This is a genomic window from Massilia sp. CT11-137 (assembly GCF_047302885.1).
Lineage (GTDB): Bacteria > Pseudomonadota > Gammaproteobacteria > Burkholderiales > Burkholderiaceae_D > Telluria > Telluria orientalis.
Genome location: NZ_JBKYMP010000001.1, coordinates 716,442 through 736,197, shown reverse-complemented (window position 1 = coordinate 736,197; position 19,756 = coordinate 716,442). Strand labels below are relative to the sequence as shown.

Genomic DNA, 19,756 nt, shown 5'->3' with positions numbered 1-19,756 from the left:
TTGTAGCTTCTACCGAAAATTCAAGATGACCCAGCCCGAAAATACCACCCCGTCCATTACCCGCCTGCCTGAAGGAAAGATGCCCGTGCTGCGGATGATGCCCGCCCCGTCCGATGCGAACGTCTACGGGGACGTGTTCGGCGGCTGGATCATGGCGCAGGTCGACGTGGCCGGCTCGCTGCCGGCCGTGCGCCGCGCAAACGGCCGCGTTGCCACCATCGCCGTGAATTCCTTCGTGTTCAAGAATCCCGTGTTCGTCGGCGACCTGCTGTCGTTCTACGCCGACATCGTCAAGGTCGGCAATACGTCGATCACCGTCTACGTCGAGGTCTATGCGGAGCGCAACCGCCTGCAGACCGACGTCGTCAAGGTGACGGAAGCGACGCTGACCTATGTCGCCACGGGCCCGGACCGCAAGCCGCGCCAGTTGCCGCCGCTCGAATCGCTGATCGCGCAGTAATCGCCTCCCGATGACCTGGCCGCGCCGTCTGTTCCTGCTGAACGCCGCGCGGCTCGCAGCGGCATCGTCGTCGCTGCTGCTCGCCAAACCGTCGAACGCGGCCGGCTATCCGTTCAGCCTTGGCGTCGCGTCGGGCTCGCCCCTGCCCGATTCCGTGATCCTGTGGACGCGCGTCGCGCCCGATCCGCTCGACGCGACCAGGACGCCGCCGCTCGCCCTCGGCTTGCGCTGGGAAGTGGCGCACGACGGCGCGTTCCGCAAGATCGCCGCGCGGGGCACCGCCGTCGCGGCGCCGGAGCTGGCGCACAGCGTGCGCGTGGACGTGCGCGGCCTGGAACCGGGGCGCTGGTACTGGTACCGCTTCATGCTGGGCGACGCCGTCAGCCCCGTCGGCCGCACGCGCACGGCGCCGGCGCCGGACAGCATGCCGGACAGCCTGAAACTCGCCGTCGCGTCGTGCCAGCACTGGGAGTTCGGCAGCTATGCGGCGCACCGCTACCTCGCGCAGGCGAACCCGGACCTCGTCGCCTTCCTCGGCGATTACATCTACGAATGGGGCGCGTACCGCCTGCAGCATCCGGCGCCGGGCGTGCGGATCGTGCGCCAGGACGAGTCGTTCACGCTGGCCGACTACCGCCGCCGCTACGCGCAATACAAGACCGACCCGGACCTGCAGGCCGCGCACCTGATCGCGCCGTGGATCGTCACGTGGGACGACCACGAAGTCGCGAACGACTACGCGGCGGACCGCGACGAGCGCCTGTCGCCGACCTTCGTGCAACGCCGCGCGGCCGCCTACCAGGCCTTTTACGAGCACATGCCGCTGCGCCTGCCGCCGCCACGCAGCTTCGCGAGCGTGCGCATGTTCCAGCGCTACGACTGGGGGCGCCTCGCGCGCTTCCACGTGCTCGACGACCGCCAGTACCGCGCGTGGGAAGCGTGCTCGCATCCGGGCATCGGCGGCTCGAATTCCGTGACGCCGCGCGCCTGCCCCGCCCTGCTCGACCCGCGCCGCACGATGCTGGGGGCGGAGCAGGAAGCGTGGCTGAAGGCGGGGCTGGCGTCGTCGAAGGCGCGCTGGAACGTCCTCGCGCAGCAGACGATGATGGCGCAGTCGTCGCAGATCCCGGTTGGGAGTGTCGACGGCGGCCGCTTCTGGACGGACGGGTGGGACGGCTACCCGGTCGCGCGCCGGCGCCTGCTCGACACGCTCGTGGACACGCGCGCCGCGAACCCGCTCGTGCTGGGCGGCGACGTGCACACGTTCTACGCGACGGAGCTGCGGCGCGATTTCAACCGGCCCGTATCGAAGGCAAACCCGGTCGTGGCGACGGAATTCGTCGGCACGTCGGTCACGTCGAATTCGCGCCCGCAGCTGCGCACGTCGCAATACGTGGCGATGAACCCGCACGTCCGGTACGGGCGCAGCGACAAGCGGGGGTACATGCTGATGGAGATTACCCCCGGCGAGACGCGCACGCATTTCATCGGGCTGGACGAGGTGCGCGATCCGAAGACCGTCCAGCGGGAGCTGGCGGCCTTTCGGGTCGAGGATGGGAAGCCTGGGGTGGAGATCACGGCGGTCTAGAACGTGTTTCTTGCCGCTGCATTAAAAACCGTCATTCCCGCGCAGGCGGGAATCCAAGCTGAGGCGCCGGCGTCGCAACGTTAGAAATGCTGCGGCGCTTCAGGTATCGCGATTACTGATGCTCAGCATGGGTCCCCGCCTCCGCGGGGACGACGGTTAGGCAGTCTGCTTTTCATCCCGCAGCTCGCGCCGCAGGATCTTGCCGACGTTCGTCTTGGGCAGGCTGTCGCGGAACTCGACGTATTTCGGCCGCTTGTAGCCCGTCAGCTGTTCCTTGCAGAAGGCCAGCAGGTCGTCCTTGGTCAGCGTCTTGTCCTTCTTGACGACGTACAGCTTGACGGCCTCGCCGGAATGCTGGTCCGGCACGCCGACGCACGCCACTTCCAGCACGCCCGGGTGCGCGGCGACGACGTCTTCCACTTCGTTCGGGTACACGTTGAAGCCGGAAACGAGGATCATGTCCTTCTTGCGGTCGACGATCTTGACGGCGCCGCTGGCGTTCATCACCCCGATGTCGCCGGTCTTGAAGAAGCCGTCGCGCGTCATGACCTTCGCCGTCTCGTCCGGACGCTGCCAGTAACCGGCCATCACCTGCGGGCCGCGCACGGCGATCTCGCCGGCCGTGCCGAACGGGACTTCGTTGTCGGATTCGTCGATGATGCGCAGCTCCGTCGAGGGCAGCGCGAAGCCGATGGTGCCCGTGAATTCGGTGATGTCGCAGCGGTTGGCGGCAACCACCGGCGACGTCTCCGACAGGCCGTAGCCTTCGACGATCGGCGCGCCCGTCACCGCGAGCCATTTGTCGGCCACGGCCTTCTGCACGGCCATGCCGCCGCCCGGGCACACCTTCAGGCCCGAGAAATCCAGGCTCGCGAACTCCGGATGGTTCAGCAGGCCGTTGTACAGCGTGTTCACGGCCGGGAAGACGTGCATGCGGTATTTCTTGAGCTCCTTGATGAAGCCGCCGATGTCGCGCGGGTTCGGGATCAGGAGGTTCGTGCCGCCCGCGCGCAGGCCCATCAGGGCGCACACGGTCAGCGCATAGATGTGGTATAGCGGCAGCGCGCACACGAAGATCGGCGTCTCGCCGGCCGGGATCTTGGCCAGCGTCGGCGCGAACCAGGCTTCGTTCTGCAGCACGTTGGCGATCACATTCTTATGCTTCAGCACCGCGCCCTTCGACACGCCCGTCGTGCCGCCCGTGTACTGCAGGAAGGCGACGTCTTCATGGCCGCACTCGACCGGCTTGCGGGACAGGCGCGCGCCTTCGGCCAGCATGCGCTTGAACGGCACGGCGGACGGCAGCGACCACGCCGGCACCATCTTCTTGACGGTGCGGACGACGAAGTTGACGAGCAGGCCCTTCACGCCGAGCAGGTCGCCCATGGTCGCGACGATGACGTGCCTGAGCTTCGTGTTGTGCGCGACTTCGGCGACGGTGTGCGCGAAGTTCTCCAGCACGACGATGGCTTCCGCGTCCGAATCGTTCAGCTGGTGCTGCAATTCGCGCGCCGTGTACAGCGGGTTGACGTTGACGATGGTGTAGCCGGCGCGCAGGATGGCGGCCATCGCCACCGGATACTGCAGCACGTTCGGCAGCATGATCGCCACGCGCGCGCCCGGCGCCAGACCCTTCTGCTGCAGCCACGCGGCCATCGCGCCGGACAGCTTGTCCAGCTCCGCGAACGACATGGACTTGCCCATGCACGCAAAGGCGTTGCGGTTGGCGTACTTGCGGAAGGAATCCTCCAGCAGGTGCGTGAGGGAGCGGTACTGCGTCCAGTCGATTTCCGCAGGCACGCCCGCCTCGTACGACTTCAGCCAGAATTTGTCCATGTCATTGCCTCGCTAGTTCTCAATCATATAAATCGTATGCGCAAAAAAAGCCGCCGAACGGCGGCCCGTCGCCGCTGCGAAGGCAGGGGCCCAATTTCTGCTCGCGTCATCGCGTTGCATGCAAAATTGGATCCCCGCCTCCGCGGGGATGACGTCTCATGCGCTTGTCGTCACATCCGTTACGCCGCCTGCTTTTCCTCGCGCAGCGCGCGGCGCAGGATCTTGCCGACGTTCGTCTTTGGCAGCTCGGTGCGGAATTCGATGTACTTGGGCTTCTTGTAGCCGGTGAGCTCGCGCCTGCAGTAGTCCATCAGCTGCTCGGCCGTCAGGCTCGCATCCTTGCGCACGACGAACACCTTCACGGCCTCGCCGGAATGCTCGTCCGGCACGCCGACCACCGCGCATTCCAGCACGCCCGGATGCGCCGCGATCACCGCTTCCAGTTCGTTCGGATACACGTTGAAGCCCGACACGAGGATCATGTCCTTCTTGCGGTCGACGATCTTCACGTAGCCGTTGTCGTCCATGATGCCGACGTCGCCCGACTTGAAGAAGCCGTCCGCCGTCATGACCTTCGCCGTCTCGTCCGGACGGTTCCAGTAACCGGCCATCACCTGCGGACCGCGGATCGCGATCTCGCCGATGCTGCCCACCGGCAGCGGACGGCCGTCGTCGTCGACGATGGCGATGTCCGTCGACGGCACCGGCAGGCCGATCGTGCCGGTGAAGCCGGGCACGTCGCAGCGGTTGCACGTGGCCACGGGCGACGTCTCCGAGAGGCCGTAGCCTTCGATGATGTTGGTGCCCGTGAGCGACTTCCACTTGTCGTTGACAGCCTGCTGCACGGCCATGCCGCCGCCGTTGGAGACCTTCAGCGCGCTGAAATCGACGTCCTTGAAATCGGGGTGGTTCACCAGCGCGTTATACAAGGTGTTCACCGCAGGCAGCATGTTGATGCGGTACTTCTTGAGCTCCTTGATGAACCCCGGGATGTCGCGCGGGTTCGGGATCAGGATGTTCAGCGCGCCCACGCGCATGCCCCACAGCGCGCACGCCGTCAGCGCGAAGATGTGGTACAGCGGCAGCGCGCACACGATGGTGGGGAATTCGACGAGCGGCGGCTGGCTCATCGCCGGCTTCGACCACGCCTCCGTCTGCAGGATGTTGGCGATGACGTTGCGGTGCGTGAGCGTCGCGCCCTTCGACACGCCCGTCGTGCCGCCCGTGTACTGCAAAAAGGCGACGTCGCCGCTCTTCAGCTGCGCCGCCTGGAACGGCATCTTCGCGCCCTGCGCCAGCGCGTCCTTGAAGCGCACCATGTGCGGGATCGTAAAGTCCGGCACCATCTTCTTGACGTTGCGGACGACGAAGTTGACGAGCATGCCCTTGGCACCGCCCAGCAGCTCGCCCATGCTGGCCACGACGACGTGGCGCACCAGCGTTTTACTCAGTACCTGCTCGACCGTGTGCGCGAAGTTCTCGAGCACGATGATGGCTTCGCTGCCCGAATCCTTCAGCTGGTGTTCCAGCTCGCGCGGCGTGTACAGCGGATTGACGTTGACGACCGTATAGCCCGCGCGCAGGATCGCGGCCAGCGCCACCGGGTATTGCAGCACGTTCGGCATCATGACCGCCACGCGCGCGCCCGGCTTCATGCCGCGGCTCTGCAGCCAGGCCGCCAGGCGCTTCGACATGTTGTCCAGTTCCCCGTAGGTGAGGAACTTGTCCATGCAGACGTACGCGTCGTTCGCCGCATACTTGCGGAACGATTCCTCCAGCATTTGCACCAGCGAACCATACTGGTCGGGATCGATTTCCGCCGGCACGCCGGGCGGGTAAGCCTTGAGCCAAATCTTGTCCATCGGTGCCTCTGTCTCCAGTATCGTTATCGTTCTGAGCGCGGCCCAAAAAAAATCGCACGGTCGTGCTGATATTATTAAGCAAGATGCTATCGGGCAGCGCCCGCGGACGCAAGCACTTTTGCGCTTTTCGAACAACGACTCTATCGACGTTTGACGTAAATGGCTACGGTCGCGTTTCGCTGCGCTGCACCATCAACGGTGCCGTCACGAGCGGCGGCACCAGGGCGTTCAGCACGCGGTGGCGGTCGGAACGGTCCATGTCGGCCAGTTTTTTGACGGCGTTATAGAATTTCGGGAAGCTGCCCTCGCGTTGCAATAGCGCGCGGAACGCCGGCACGAAATCCTCGTAGGTCGCGATCGATGCCAGGTGGGCGTTCGACAACGGCTGCTCGAAGAACCGATCATACCCTGCATACCCGCCCCAATTGCCCTTCAGGACCTGGTATTCGTCCTTCAACTCCTGGAACAAACGCGCCTTGACGGCCCGCTTCTGCGCATCGCTGCGGTCGACGAGCGCGTAATTCTGCTCGAGCGCCTTGCGGTACTTCATCAGCAAACCGAGGAAATCCTTCTTGCGGCTCCGGTAGCGCGCATAGGCGTCGCGCATCTGCTGGTTGCCGAAGCGCTCCATCCAGCGCTCGACGCCGACCTCTTCCACCGTCGACGCGAACGCTTCGTTGAATTGCGAATCGCCCTGCACGTACACGATCTGGTGCGCCAGCTCGTGGAAAATCATGCGCGCCAGTTCGCCGTCCGGGTAATTGATGAACGTGGAGATCAGCGGATCGCTGAACCAGCCCAGGGTCGAATACGCGGCCACGCCGCCGACCTCGACGTCGTCACCGGCGTCGCGCAATTCCTTCGCGTACGACTCGGCCGCTTCCTTGTTGTAATAGCCGCGGTAGTTCACGCACCCGGCGACGGGGAAGCACCATTGCAGGGGCCGCAGCGACAGCTCGGGCGTCGCGACGACGTTCCACAACACGTATTGCCGCTTCAGCGCCGCGTAGTTTTTATAACTGTTGTTGTCGGGTAAAGCCATTTCGGCAACTGCGAAGCGGCGGATCTGGCGCGCCGTCTCGAGGCGATGGCGCAGTTTGGTACTGGTGCCGGGGTCGGCGATCCAGTCATCGATCGGACGGGCGTCCGACAGGAGTTCAAGCTGCCCTTGGGCGGCCTGGGTGTAGTAATTCAGCGTCGAGCAGCTGGCCAGCAGCCCCGCTGCCGTGCCTGCAATAAGCACGGGGCGGAGCCACGGGGTAATCCGTGTGAGTTTCATATTTCCAGATCATGGTGCGGCCTTTTCAACCTGCACCAGCGTGTCGTAAAAGGTGGGCGCCCGGCCCATGTCGGTCAGGCGCTGACTGGTGACTTCGTTGGCGTTCTTGCCGTCGCTGGCGAGCTTCTTCCACCAGATCGACAGGCCGACGACGAGGCCGGCCCGCGCTTTGGCGGTGACCCGGGCGCGCGCGACGAACGCGCCCCGGTCGTTGAAGATGCGTACCATCTCCTTGTCGACGATGCCCCGGGAGGCGGCATCAAGGGGATGGATGTCCAGGTGCGGTTCACCTTCCGTTGTGCGGAGGCTCTGGACATTGACAAAGGTTGAGTTGAGGAAGTTCCGGGCCGGCGGAGAAATCATCGCCAACGGATATTTCTCAGCCAGTTCGGGGTTGGAGGCGACCGATTCGTAGTTCGGGATATGGGTCGGCAGCGGGTCGAGGCCATCGGCCAGCATCGAGCTCGAATAAAACTCGCACTTGCCGGACGGCGTCGGAAAGCCGCCTTCGGCGAACGGCGCGGCCGGCATGTTCAGCTTTTGCCAGCCCGTGCGCTTCAGCGACGACCAGTCGAAGTGCACGGCGCGTTCGTGTTTCCTGTCGAACGCTTGCGCGGCCAGTTCGTCGTCCGTCTCGTCGAAGATCGGGTCGTTCATGCCCATGCGCTTCGCGATCAGGCGGAAGATTTCCGTGTTCGGCTTCGATTCGCCCAATGGCGCAATCGCCGCATTATTCGCCATCATGTACAAATGGCCATACGCGAGGTGCGCGTCGACGTGTTCCAGCTGCGTGGTGGCCGGCAGCAGGATGTCCGCGTAGTCGGCGGTGTCGGTCTGGAAGTGTTCCAGCACCACCGTAAAGAGATCTTCGCGCTCGAAGCCGCGCTGCACCTGCGCCGAATCCGGCGCGATCGCGAGCGGGTTCGAGTTGTACACGATGACCGCTTCGATCTTCGGGCCGAAATCCGGCGACGCGTCGCGCTGCAGGTCGGCGCCGATCGTGTTCATGTTAATCGTGCGCGGAAGCTTGCCGCGCAACAGGTCCGGGCGTTGCAGGACGGTTTTATTGGCCGGGAACGTGCCCGACGTCGACAACTGCACGCCGCCCGCCGCGTGGCGCCACGCGCCCACGAGCGCCGGCAGGCACGCGATATTGCGCACGGCCATGCCGCCGCCATGCACGCGCTGCAGGCCGTAGTTCATGCGGATCGCGACCGGTTCGCCCGCGCGCGCCGTGCGGCCGTACTCGCGCGCGAGGTCGACGACTTCTTCCACCGTGATGCCGCAGGTTGCAGCCGTGCGCTCCGGCGTCCATTCGGCCACCCGGTCCTTCAGTTGCGCGAAGCCGAACGTGTGCTTCTCGATGTAGTCGTGGTCGAGCAGGTTGTCCTTCACCAGCACGTGCATCATGCCCAGCGCCAGCGCGGCGTCCGTGCCGGGCATCAGCGCGATGTGCTGGTGGCATTTCTCGACGGTCAGCGAGCGATACGGATCGATGGCGATCAGCTTCGCGCCGCGGCGCTTGGCTTCCTGCAAACGCGTCCACAAATGCAGGTTCGACGCGATGGGATTGCCGCCCCAGATCAAGACCAGCTTCGCATCCTGGAACTGTTCGGTATCCGTGCCGATCGAACCACCGATCGTGTATTTGTAGCCCGTGGCACCGGCGTTCGCGCACACGGTGCGGTCGAGCAGGGAAGCACCGAGCGTGTTGAAGAAACGCATGGCCATCGCCTCGCCCTGCACGAGGCCCATCGTGCCGCAATAGCTGTACGGCAGGATCGCCTGCGGGTCGCGCGCGGCAATGGGTTGCAGGCGGTTCGCGATCTCGTCGAGCGCCTGTTCCCACGTGATGCGTTCGAACCTGCCTTCGCCCTTTTTACCCACGCGGCGCATCGGGTACAGCAGGCGGTCGGGGTGGTACGTGCGTTCGACGTAGCGCGAGACCTTCGTGCACAGCACCCCGGCCGTCGTCGGATGATCCGGATCGCCCTTGACCTCCGTGGCCACGCCGTCCTCCACGGTCACGAGCAACGCGCAGGTATCGGGGCAGTCATGCGGACAGGCGCCGCGGACGATGGTCTTGGTCATGGATTCATCCGGAAAAACGTCGATAAACCAGTACTTTATACGATTCCGGTGGCAGCCGTCGGGGCTCTGGCCTTCCACATGATGGAAGGGCTACAATAGTTCAAAACATGCATGCCTATCAGGCATGAGGAGAAATCAATGAGACTGGTAGAACCCATACTCGCTTACCAATCCGAGCTCGAAACGATCCGGCGCGACATCCACGCCCATCCCGAACTCTGCTACGAAGAACAACGCACGGCCGACGTGGTGGCCGCGCGTCTCACCGAATGGGGCATCCCCGTCGTCCGCGGGCTGGGCGTGACGGGTGTCGTCGGCATCATCAAGAACGGCACCTCGGACCACGCCATCGGCCTGCGTGCCGACATGGACGCCCTGCCGATGCAGGAACTCAACACATTTGATCACGCGTCGCGCCACGCCGGCAAGATGCATGCTTGTGGTCATGACGGGCACACAACGATGCTGTTGGGTGCAGCCCACTATCTGTCGCAGAACCGCAACTTCGACGGCACCGTCTACCTGATCTTCCAACCGGCCGAAGAAGGCGGCGCCGGCGCGCGCCGCATGATGGACGATGGTTTGTTCGAACGTTTTCCGATGGACGCCGTGTACGGCATGCACAACTGGCCGGGCATCAAGGCGGGCAGCTTCGGCGTCGTCGCGGGGCCGATGATGGCATCCAGTAACGAGTTCCGCGTCGTCGTCAAGGGCAAGGGCGCGCACGCCGCGCAGCCGCACCGCGGCATCGATCCCGTGATGGCCGCCGTGCAGATCGCGCAAGCGTGGCAAACGATCATCTCGCGCGAAAAGAACCCGCTCGATACGGCCGTCCTGTCGATCACGCAGATCCACGCCGGCAGCGCCACCAACGTCATCCCGGACGAAGCCGTCATGATCGGCACCGTGCGCACGTTCTCCACCAGCGTGCTGGACCTGATCGAGCGGCGCATGAACGAGATCGCGAACGGCCTGGCCGCCGGTTTCGGCGCAACCATCGATTTCTCGTTCAAGCGCAACTACCCGCCGCTGATCAACCATCCGGAACAGACGGCGTTCGCCATCGAAGCGATGCGCGCCGTGGTGGGTGCGGACAACGTGGACACGAACGTCGAGCCGACGATGGGCGCCGAGGACTTCGCGTTCATGTTGCAGGAAAAGCCGGGCTGCTATGTCTTCATCGGCAACGGCGACGGCGATCATCGAAGCCACGGGCACGGCCTCGGGCCGTGCCAGCTGCACAACGGCAGCTACGACTTCAACGACCACCTGCTGCCGATCGGCGCGAGCTTCTGGGCGCGATTGGTCGAGATGAGCCTTACAGCCCCAGCTCCTTCAACACGGCCTCTTTGAGATCCTGCGCCTCGGGGCTGGACATCTTGCGCGGATGCGGGATGTTCACCTCGAACGTGGCCTGGATCGTCGTCGGCCGCGGCGACAGCACGACGATGCGGTCGGCCAGGTGCACGGCTTCCTCGACGTCGTGCGTGATCAGGAGCACCGTGTGGCGCTCCTCTTCCAGGATACGCAGCAGCTCCATGCGCATCTTCAGATTCATGAGCGCGTCCAGCGCGGAGAACGGCTCGTCCATGTAGAGGATCTCGGGTTTCATGACGAGCGCCCGCGCGATCTCCACGCGCTTCAGCATGCCGCCCGACAGCTCGTGCGAATAGCTTTTTTCGAAACCTTTCAATCCCACCATCGCCGTGTAGTGGTCGGCGAGTTCCGCCTTCTCGGCCTCGCTGATGCCGTCCAGGCCGAACATCAGGTTCTGCTGCACCGTCAGCCACGGGAACACGGAGCCGTGCTGGGAAATGAGGATGCCCTTCGGGCTCGGACCGCGGCGCACCTGGCCGTCGATCAGGACGCGGCCTTCGTCCGGCTGATCGAAGCCGCACAGCATCTTCATCAACGTGGATTTGCCGCAGCCGGACGGCCCGACGATGGCGACGAATTCGCCGTCGCGGATCGTGAGGCTGATCCCGCCGACGACCGGCAGCGTGCCCTTGCGCGTCTCGAAGCTTCGACGGATGTCGTCGACGACGATCTTGTCCGCGACCTTGTAGTTCACCTTAGCGTCCATAGCGCCACCTTACCGATTTGAGACGTTCCAGGAGACGGGTGATCCCGTCCAGCATGAGGCCGATGATGCCGATGATGATCATGGCGGCGATCACGAGGTCGTAGCGGTTGCCCGCGTTGCGCGAATCCATGATCAGGTAGCCGAGGCCCGAGCGCAGCGCGATCATTTCCGCCGCCACGACGACCAGCCACGCGACACCGAGCGTGATACGCATGCCCACGATGATCTCGGGCAGCACGGCGGGAATGATCACCTGGCGATACAGCTTGGCGCGCGAGACGCCGAAGTTTTCCGCCGCGCGCAGGTAGCGCCGCTCGATCGTGTGCACGCCGGCCGCGGTCTGCACGATCATCGGGAACACGGACGCGATGAAGATCAGGAAAATCGGCGACGCGTTACCCACGCCGAACCACAGGATCGCGAGCGGGATCCACGCGATCGGAGAGATCGGACGCAGTAGCTGGAACAGCGGATTCAGCGTGACCCACGCGCCCTCCATGCGGCCGATCCAGAGGCCCAGCGGAATGGCGACGGCGATCGCCAGCAGGAAGCCGGTACCGACGCGCATCAGCGAGGAACCGATGTGGTCCCACAGCGTACCGTCCTGCACGAGTTCCCACGTGCCCGTGACGACCTGCCCCGGCGTCGGGAAGATCGCGCTCCTGGTCTGGACGACGACGATCCACCAGACCGCGATCAATAACGCCAGCACGACCGCCGGCGCGATGATCCGCGCCCGCTTCTGTGCAAAAAAACTCTTCTTTTTCACAGCTTCTTGTCTCCCCATCATGGTTGCAACCAATGTAGTGCCGTCCGCGCGCGCCACGCGAGCCGGCGCCAACCCGCATCGGGCGCCGGCTCGACGACGATGCGCATCTGGCCGCTCGCGTGCGCCGTGCATTCGAACTGCACGTCCCCCGCGACGCCGAACGGCATCCTGAAACTCTGCCCCGGCATGATCAGCACGGGCCCGAACGTTTGCGGCACGTTGTCGAGATTCTTCAGCACGAGGATGTCCTTCACGCCCAGCGTGAGCCGGATCGACGTCGGCAGGATCTCGACCTTGTCGCCCGCCGCGCGCCGCGCGTACGTCCCGGCGGGAATCTCGAACAGCTGCTCGCGCGAGCCGGCGGGAATCGGCGCGAACATGGCCCACAGGGCAGCGACGGCCAGCGCCACGGCCGCCAGGACCAGGATGCGGGAACGTGTCATTGATTCAGCAGGACGCGCACGTCGTGCACGACGTCATCCACCGCGCGGCCATACGGACTCAGTGCGCGCAACTTGCCGGACCGGTCGATCAGGTAGACGAACGACGAATGATTGAAACCGTAATTTGCGCCGCTGCCCGTCCTCGTGGACGTGACGCCGTATTCCTTGCGCACCTCGGCCAGTTGCGCGGCGGGGCCGGTCGCGCCCACGAACGTCGGATCGAACGCCGTCAGATAGACGCGCATGCGCTCTGCCGTGTCGCGCTCCGGATCGACGGTCACGTACACGACCTGGAAATCCTTGCCCTGCGCGCCGAGCTTCGTTTTCACGGCCGCGAGTTCGGCGAGCGTCGTCGGGCAGACGGCCGGGCAGGACGTGAAGCCGAAGCCCAGCGCCACGACCTTGCCGCGGTAATCGGACAGTTTCAGCGGCTTGCCGGTCGAACCCTGCAGCGTGAAATCCGGCGCCATGCGGGGCGGCGAGAATTCCCCGGATTTCAATGCATCCGCGCTCGCGGCCAACGGCAAGGCAAACAGCAGTGCTGCGGCGAGGCGTTTCATAGCGTGATCGTGACGGGGCGGACGGCCTTGAAGAAGCTTTCGTCCACGTACTGGTTGAACTGGATGGGTTTCTTCAGCGTGCCCGCGTCCAGCGACATCTGCATCAATTCGTCGAATTCCTTCGGGATGATGCGCAGGTCGCCATACGTGACACGGTCGCTCGGATTCGTCATCACGAATTTCAGGATCTTCGGATCCTGATTGAAGTATTTCCTGGTCGCGGCGATGGCGATGGCGCGGTCGCGGTGGACCGGATCCGCATCCATCCAGCTGCCGGCCGCCTGGACGTAGTTGACGAGGTCCTGCACGGCGGCGCGGTTGTTCGCGATCAGGTCTTCGCGCACGGTGAGCACGCAGCAGATGTAATTCGGCCATTCGTCGCGCGTCATGCGCAGCGGCGTCGCGTAACCGGCCATCTGCGCGGAGGCGCCGAACGGCTCGCCCGTGCAATAGGCATCGATGGCTTTCGCATACAACGCGGCCGGCATGTCCGGCGGGGGCATCTCGACCAGTTCGACGTCCTTGATGTTCATGCCCTCTTCCGCCAGCATCTTGCGCAGGAAGAGCAGGTCGACGGCGAAACGGCTCGGGATGGCGACGCGCTTGCCCTGCAGGTCGCGGAATTTCTTGTAGCCGGCATCGGTGCGCACCATGATGACGGCGCCCGAGCGGTGGCCCAGCGACACGACCTTGACGGGAATATTGCTGGACACGAGGTCCATGACCATCGGCGCCAGCACATAGGCGGCCTGGATGCGGCCCGACATCAGCGATTCCTTCAGCTCGGGGAAGCCGCTGTATTTGCTGTACTCGAAGCCGAGCGGGTTCGCCGGCTTGGTTGCGGCATTCTTCGCGGCGATCTCGGCCTCTTTGGCCGCACACGCGACGGGCAGGGTCAGGTTACACGTCACCGGCAAACCGCCGACGACCAGTGATGCGCTTTTCTTCTCCGAAGAACACGCCGCCAAAGCGGACGGCAACGCCATTGCCGACGCCAGTTTCAACAACTGCCGCCGCGTGCGGAAGCCGTTTCCCAGATTATCCATGCTGCCCCTGTATTGGGTTCGTTATGTGCGGCAAGGGTAGAGAAGTTTTCGGCCCGGGGCAACAAACTGTTGCGGCGGGCCATCTACTCCATTGTCTCCGTGATATTACGTAACGATGTAATACCTCTGGGAATTATACGAGTTTGTATTGATAGCGCAAACAGGTAGCGAATAAATACTTATGGCATACGGTCCGGCGCGGAGCCCAGCCGCTTGCCTGGATTCATCCGCTCCAGCGCGATGAGGCCGGCCGCATGGTCGGCGGACGGGATGTCGCCCGCGATGCTCTCGAACTGCCGCGTCACGAGTTCCGTCACGGGCAGCGTGACGCCGGCGCCGCTGGCTGCCGCGAGGATGTTGCGCTGATCCTTCAATTGCGTCTTGACCTGGCCGCCCGGCATGAAGTTCCGCTCCAGCATGCGCTGGCCATGCACTTCCAGCACGCGGCTGCCGGCAAAGCCGCCGCGGATCGCCTCGCGCACGGCAGCCGGATCGGCCCCGGCCGCTTCCGCCAGCAACAGCGCTTCCGCCACAACATTGATCGTCGCACCGACAATCAACTGGTTGCACAGCTTGGCCACCTGGCCGCTGCCGACGGGCCCGACGGCTTTCGGCGAACCCATCACGCGCAGCACGGGCTCGGCCTGGGCGTAGTCGGCCGCATCGGCGCCGGCCATGATCGCGAGCTGCCCCGCTTCCGCGCCGCCCACGCCGCCGGACACGGGCGCATCGACGAAGCGGCAGCCGGCCTGGCGCAGGCGGCCGGCAAAATTCACGGCTTCGTCCTGGCGCGTGGAGCTCATGTCGATCCACAACGTGTTGTGCGCGAGTGCCGGCAGGGCATCGTCGATGACCTGGCCGACGACCGGGCCCGCTTCCAGGATCGAGATCACGATGTCGGCACCGCGCACGGCATCCATCAGGTCGGCATGCGGTTCGGCCCCGGTGTCGCGCAGTGCCTCGGCCTTGGCGGCCGTACGGTTCCACACGCGCAGGGGATAGCCGGCCTGGGCCAGCCGGGTCGCCATCGGCTTGCCCATCAGGCCGATGCCGAGAAATGCCACAGTCGGTAACGTCATTGCTTCCTCTCGATGATTCATTGTCCGCATTTTAACAATTGATAGGTCGACTACGTCCTTTCAACGACCTCGCTACAATAGCGGTTTGGCCGTGACCATTTTGCTTGCACGGCTCTCATTCACAGCAAAGGCAATGTTCTCCATGAAAAAAATGATGCGTTCCCTGGCGGCCGTGGCCGCGTTGTCGGCCGCGACGGCGGCCCATGCCGCCGACGGTTATTTCGATTCCTCGTCGGTGGAAGTCGGCGGCGGCGAACACGTGCAGGTCGTCCGTCTCGCGGTCCAGAAAGACTGGAACAAATCCTGGCTGCCGACCAGCGGCTACCACCTGAACGGCTATTGGGACGCGAACGTCGCCTACTGGCGCGCCAACCAGTGGCTCGACCAGCAGGGCAACACGAAGGACCTCGCCGTCGTCGGCATCACGCCGGTGTTCCGCTGGGAAGCCGACAACAAGCTGGGCTTCTACGCCGACGCCGGCATCGGCGCCGCGGTCTTCTCGAGCGTCTACCGCAACACGCACCGCCAGCTGTCGACCGCGTTCGAATTCGCCGACCACGTGGGCGTGGGCTATGTCTTCGCCAACAAATGGGAACTGGGCGCGCGCCTGCAACACTACTCGAACGGCGGCATCAAGAAACCGAACGGCGGCGTGAACCTGCTGCTGCTGAAGGCGGCGTACCACTATTAAGATCAAACCGGGGTCAGAGCCCGAATTTAAGCAATTGCCCAAAATCGGGCTCTGACCCCGGTTGCGACCCGGTTATCGGATTTGTGTGAGAATTCATCCGATGACCGATACCGACACCATCAAACGCTATCTGCCGTGGCTGGTGGCGACCGCGCTGTTCATGGAGCAGCTCGACGCCACCATCGTCAACACCGCCGTCCCCAGCATCGCGGCCAGCCTGCAGGTCACGCCGCTCAGTCTCAAATCCGTCGTCACGAGTTACATCCTCAGCCTCGCCGTGGGCATTCCGGTGAGCGGGTGGATGGCCGACCGGTTCGGCACGCGCCGCGTGTTCTTCACGGCGATCGCGATCTTCACGGTGGCGTCCGTGCTGTGCGGCCTGTCGCTGAACGCCCCGATGATGGTCGCGGCCCGCCTGTTGCAGGGCCTCGGCGGCGCGATGATGATGCCGGTCGGGCGCCTGTCGATCATCCGCACGTTTCCCAAGAACGAGTTGCTGGGCGCGATGAACTTCGTGATCCTGCCGGCGCTGATCGGCCCGCTGCTGGGCCCGACCGTCGGCGGCCTGATCGTGCACTGGGTTTCCTGGCGCTTTATTTTCTTCGTCAATGTGCCCGTCGGCCTGCTCGCGCTCTACCTCGTCTGGCGCCACATGCCGGATTACCACGGCGCCGAGCCGCGTCCGCTGGACGTGATCGGGCTGATCCTGTTCAGCTCCGGCACGGCGATCCTGTCCTGGCTGCTGGAAGTGTTCGGCGAGCACACGCTCGACCCCATGACGGCCGGCCTGATGCTGGCGCTATCGATCTCCCTGCTGGCCGCGTATGCCTGGCACGCGAACGAGGCACAGTTCCCTCTGCTGCGCCTGGCGTTGTTCAAGGTGCGCACGTTCCGCATCTCGGTGCTGGGTGGCTTCATCACGCGCCTGGGCATCGGCGGCCTGCCCTTCCTGCTGCCGCTGCTGTACCAGCTGGGCCTCAAGCTCGCGCCGTGGCAGTCGGGCCTCTTGATGATGCCGACAGCCGCCGCCGCGATGGGCATGAAGCTCATCGCGCCGAAAGTCCTCGCCCGCTTCGGCTACCGTCAGGTGCTCATGTTCAACACGATCTGCATCGGCCTGACGATCGGCCTGTTCTCGCTCGTTGGGCCGTCCACGCCGTGGTACGCCATTGCGGGCATCGGCTTGCTGCAGGGCTTTTTCAACTCGCTGCAATTCTCGAGCATGAACACGCTCGCGTATGCCGACGTGGAATCGAAAGACTCCAGCATGGCCAGCACGATCGCCTCGTCGTTCCAACAGCTGTCGATGAGCTTCGGCCTCGCCGCCGGTTCGATCGTGACGGCGTGGTTCCTGGGCCGCGTGCCGCAGACGGACCAGGTGATGGTCACCAAGGCGCTGCACCACGCGTTCATCACGCTGGCCGTCATGACGATGCTGTCGTCCCTCGTCTTCGCGCGCCTGCGCCGCGGCGATGGCGCAAGCATCACTCAGGGCAAGACAGCGACGGCCGTGGCGCAGGATCCGGCGCCGCTGTCCCAAGCCTGACGCGGGTTACTCGGTCAGCGTTGTCGTCTTGCGGTTCGGATCCGCATTGATGCCGGCGTCCGTGAACGGCAGCGTCGGCCATTCCTTGCGCGAGTACAGCGGCAACTGGTCCGCATAGTACGGCGACTTCGGGTCCGTCGACTGGCCATAGACGAGCATCGCCTGGGCGACCGGGCCGGCATCGTCGAACGTCACCGTCTGCACATAGCTCGTGCCCCAATAGACGTTGTTGTAGCCGGTGGTCGTGAGGCCGGTGCTCATCCGCAGCGAGTTGTACGAACCGTCGACGTCGCCCACGCCGCCATGCAAGGGCGTGCGCGCGCCGTTGCGCGTCTCGCCCTGGTAATCGCCCAGCTTCGCGTCGAGGGGGATGTTCAGCGATTGCAAGGTCTGCGCCGCCGTCTTCAGCGCGGCGAACATCGCGGGCAGCGCGGCGGGCGCGACACCATTCGGCGTGTAGACGGGGTCGGCCGGATCGAGCGGCACCTTCCACTTGTTGGGGATCTGCGAGGCCGCGGTCCAGAATTCGCGGAACAGGACGGCGCCCCGGCTGTCGAGGTTCGCGTGACGGTCCCACGCAGCGAGCACCGTGCAGGCCTGGACGAGGGTCGCATCGTTCGTTGGGCAGGCCGCCAGCAGGTCCGGCAGCACGAGTTCGGCAGCGTAGATGCGGTCGGCGAACACGAGCGTCTGCAGGTCGGACAGCTGGAATTGATGTCCCTGTTGCGCCAACTCTTCGAACTGGATGAAGCCGATGCGCGTGCGCAGGCGCTGCTCGACACCCGTCTTGCCGTACAGCGGTGAATAGCCCAGCGGCGCCGGGCCCGTCAGCAGGGATCGGGCGTTGGTCAGCCAGTAGCTGTCGTTCGAATTGCCCACGTAGTCCGTGCGCAGCATCGATGGCCCATTGGCCGGCGAGAAGATGCCTGTCGGCGCATTGGCATCCTGGCCCCAGCCGCACGCACTGCGCGAACCGTCGAACAACACGAGGGCCGGCAGGAGCAGGCAATTGCCCGCGAACTTGTCCGGCGTGACGCGCGGGACGACGCTTGCGTCCGCATACAACGCATTGCCGGCGCGGTCGGCCGCGACCGTGTTCACCCACGGCAGGCCGACGACGGTGTCCAGCGACGATTTGAGCGTCTGCACGCTCGTCGCGGTGCCGATGCCCAGCCATTGTTCGAGCATGCGGGTATTGCCGCGGTTCGGGTCCGCAAGGACATAGGCCGTCGTGCTGTTCCACGTCACCCCCGCCTCCGGTTTCACGATGACGGCGCCCTGCTTGCTGAAGTAAAAGGTCTTGGTGCGCTTCACCGTCGCGCCGTCCGCCATCAGGATGTCGACGGATACTGTCTTCGACGTCATCTTGTTCTTTTCGCCGTCGATCAGATAGGTCGTGCCCGTCGAATCGCCCGCATCGAGTGCCAGTTTAAACGTCGTGAAGTGCGTGGCGGCCGTGACGGTGTGCGACCACGCGACATCCTTGTTGAACCCGATGACAACGACAGGCAAGCCACCCAGCACGACACCCATCGCGTCATAGCGCCCGGGCACGGTGAGATGGGCCTGGTAGAAGCGGTCGGTACTCGTCCAGGGGAAATGGGGATTGCCGAGCAGAAGGCCGCGGCCGCTCGCGGACAAATCCTTGCCGACGGCCAGCGCATTGCTGCCGAAGCCCTGGTGCACGACTTTGTCCAGGCGGGCGAGCAGGAACGCGGGGTCGAGCTTGCGCCGTGGCGACTTTGTAGCCACCGCCACCATCGCGGTCGCATCGCGGGCGCCCGCGACGACCTCCTTCGCGAACACTTCGCCCGAGGCGTGCAGCGCTTTCTCGGCCAGGACCAGGTACATATCCTCGACCGTCATCGGCTTGACCCACTTCGCGTCCTTGCACGCGGCCGGAAAATTGCCGGCATGATCCTTCAGGTAGCGGTTGTAGCCGGCGACATAGCCTTCGAGCAGATCACGCGGCTCCTTTGCGCCGGCGGTATAACCGGCGCGCAGCTGGTCGACGTCGAGATAGCCCTTGAAGAAGAAATCGCTGTCTTCGTTTTTCAGGTCCATGAATCCGCTGGCGGCGCCGTATTCATCGCCCTTGCGGGCCGTGGCACGGGCTTCGCCGCCGAAATACAGCGAACGCTCGCCACGTGCGGTCAATAAGGAATCGGCAAACATGCACAGGTTGTCCTGCGCGTAGGCATACGCGAGGCCATAGCCCAGGCTACGGAAATCGGCCGCCTTGACGTGGACGATGCCGTGGGTCGTGCGGATGATGTCGGTGCTGAACTGGGGCGGCGGTGCGGACGTGGAAGGCGAAATGTCGCTGTCGTGATGGCTGCAGGCGGTGAAAATGGCGCCCAGGGCGATCGCAGGAAAAACACGATGGAAGTGCATAGTGCTCCTTGAACGTAGAGAAAGCGAAT

Annotated in this window: 16 protein-coding genes; 5 read left to right on the top strand and 11 right to left on the bottom strand. The window is 64.5% G+C overall.

Going from position 1 to position 19,756, the window contains the following annotated elements; translation table 11 throughout:
* Positions 1–25: 25 nt before the first annotated feature.
* Both ACEN98_RS03320 and ACEN98_RS03315 read left to right on the top strand, forming a co-directional pair.
* Positions 26–460: an acyl-CoA thioesterase gene (locus ACEN98_RS03320; protein WP_056123699.1), complete on the top strand. Its 435-nt coding sequence runs from the start codon at positions 26–28 to the stop codon at positions 458–460.
* Positions 461–470: 10 nt separating this feature from the next.
* A complete protein-coding gene (locus ACEN98_RS03315; protein WP_413381386.1) occupies positions 471–2,048 on the top strand; it encodes an alkaline phosphatase D family protein in 1,578 nt (525 codons plus the stop codon).
* Positions 2,049–2,204: 156 nt separating this feature from the next.
* On the opposite strand, the gene ACEN98_RS03310 is transcribed toward ACEN98_RS03315, so the two are convergent.
* From ACEN98_RS03310 to ACEN98_RS03295, 4 genes are all read right to left on the bottom strand, one after another.
* Positions 2,205–3,884, bottom strand: coding sequence for a long-chain-fatty-acid--CoA ligase (locus ACEN98_RS03310; RefSeq protein WP_413381384.1), 1,680 nt, complete (start codon positions 3,882–3,884; stop codon positions 2,205–2,207).
* 179 nt (positions 3,885–4,063) lie between these two features.
* Positions 4,064–5,746: a long-chain-fatty-acid--CoA ligase gene (locus tag ACEN98_RS03305; RefSeq protein WP_413381382.1), complete on the bottom strand. Its 1,683-nt coding sequence runs from the start codon at positions 5,744–5,746 to the stop codon at positions 4,064–4,066.
* Positions 5,747–5,909: 163 nt separating this feature from the next.
* A complete protein-coding gene (locus ACEN98_RS03300; protein ID WP_413338846.1) occupies positions 5,910–7,025 on the bottom strand; it encodes an aminopeptidase in 1,116 nt (371 codons plus the stop codon).
* Positions 7,026–7,034: 9 nt separating this feature from the next.
* Positions 7,035–9,116, bottom strand: a complete 2,082-nt coding sequence (locus ACEN98_RS03295) for a molybdopterin-dependent oxidoreductase (RefSeq protein WP_413381380.1) — start codon at positions 9,114–9,116, stop codon at positions 7,035–7,037.
* Positions 9,117–9,254: 138 nt separating this feature from the next.
* Here ACEN98_RS03295 and ACEN98_RS03290 point away from each other — a divergent pair, with 138 nt between their 5' ends.
* The gene (locus ACEN98_RS03290) at positions 9,255–10,469 is read left to right on the top strand and encodes a M20 aminoacylase family protein (protein WP_413381378.1); all 1,215 of its coding nucleotides are present in this window, start codon (positions 9,255–9,257) and stop codon (positions 10,467–10,469) included.
* Here the strand turns inward: ACEN98_RS03290 and ACEN98_RS03285 are convergent.
* From ACEN98_RS03285 to ACEN98_RS03260, 6 genes are all read right to left on the bottom strand, one after another.
* Complete coding sequence (locus ACEN98_RS03285; protein ID WP_413381376.1) at positions 10,435–11,199, bottom strand: ABC transporter ATP-binding protein; 765 nt, start codon at positions 11,197–11,199, stop codon at positions 10,435–10,437. The two genes, ACEN98_RS03290 and ACEN98_RS03285, sit on opposite strands and share 35 nt — an antisense overlap.
* Positions 11,189–11,968, bottom strand: coding sequence for an ABC transporter permease (locus ACEN98_RS03280; protein WP_371771382.1), 780 nt, complete (start codon positions 11,966–11,968; stop codon positions 11,189–11,191). The genes ACEN98_RS03285 and ACEN98_RS03280 overlap by 11 nt, the downstream gene beginning before the upstream one ends.
* Before the next feature lie 17 nt (positions 11,969–11,985).
* Positions 11,986–12,411 (bottom strand): hypothetical protein, encoded by a 426-nt coding sequence (locus tag ACEN98_RS03275; protein ID WP_413381373.1) that lies wholly within the window; start codon positions 12,409–12,411, stop codon positions 11,986–11,988.
* Positions 12,408–12,971 (bottom strand): SCO family protein, encoded by a 564-nt coding sequence (locus ACEN98_RS03270; RefSeq protein WP_413381371.1) that lies wholly within the window; start codon positions 12,969–12,971, stop codon positions 12,408–12,410. Before ACEN98_RS03270 ends, ACEN98_RS03275 begins: the two co-directional genes overlap by 4 nt.
* Positions 12,968–14,017 (bottom strand): ABC transporter substrate-binding protein, encoded by a 1,050-nt coding sequence (locus ACEN98_RS03265; RefSeq protein WP_413381369.1) that lies wholly within the window; start codon positions 14,015–14,017, stop codon positions 12,968–12,970. Before ACEN98_RS03265 ends, ACEN98_RS03270 begins: the two co-directional genes overlap by 4 nt.
* A gap of 179 nt (positions 14,018–14,196) precedes the next feature.
* Positions 14,197–15,096 carry an NAD(P)-dependent oxidoreductase gene (locus tag ACEN98_RS03260; RefSeq protein WP_413381367.1) on the bottom strand — a complete coding sequence of 300 codons (900 nt, stop codon included), beginning with the start codon at positions 15,094–15,096 and terminating at the stop codon, positions 14,197–14,199.
* 151 nt (positions 15,097–15,247) lie between these two features.
* On the opposite strand from ACEN98_RS03260, the gene ACEN98_RS03255 reads away from it, so the two are divergent.
* Positions 15,248–15,787 (top strand): acyloxyacyl hydrolase, encoded by a 540-nt coding sequence (locus ACEN98_RS03255; RefSeq protein ID WP_229412198.1) that lies wholly within the window; start codon positions 15,248–15,250, stop codon positions 15,785–15,787.
* Between the two features lie 100 nt (positions 15,788–15,887).
* Positions 15,888–17,333, top strand: a complete 1,446-nt coding sequence (locus ACEN98_RS03250) for a DHA2 family efflux MFS transporter permease subunit (protein ID WP_413343631.1) — start codon at positions 15,888–15,890, stop codon at positions 17,331–17,333.
* Between the two features lie 6 nt (positions 17,334–17,339).
* On the opposite strand, the gene ACEN98_RS03245 is transcribed toward ACEN98_RS03250, so the two are convergent.
* Positions 17,340–19,727 (bottom strand): penicillin acylase family protein, encoded by a 2,388-nt coding sequence (locus ACEN98_RS03245; protein WP_413381365.1) that lies wholly within the window; start codon positions 19,725–19,727, stop codon positions 17,340–17,342.
* Positions 19,728–19,756: the final 29 nt, after the last annotated feature.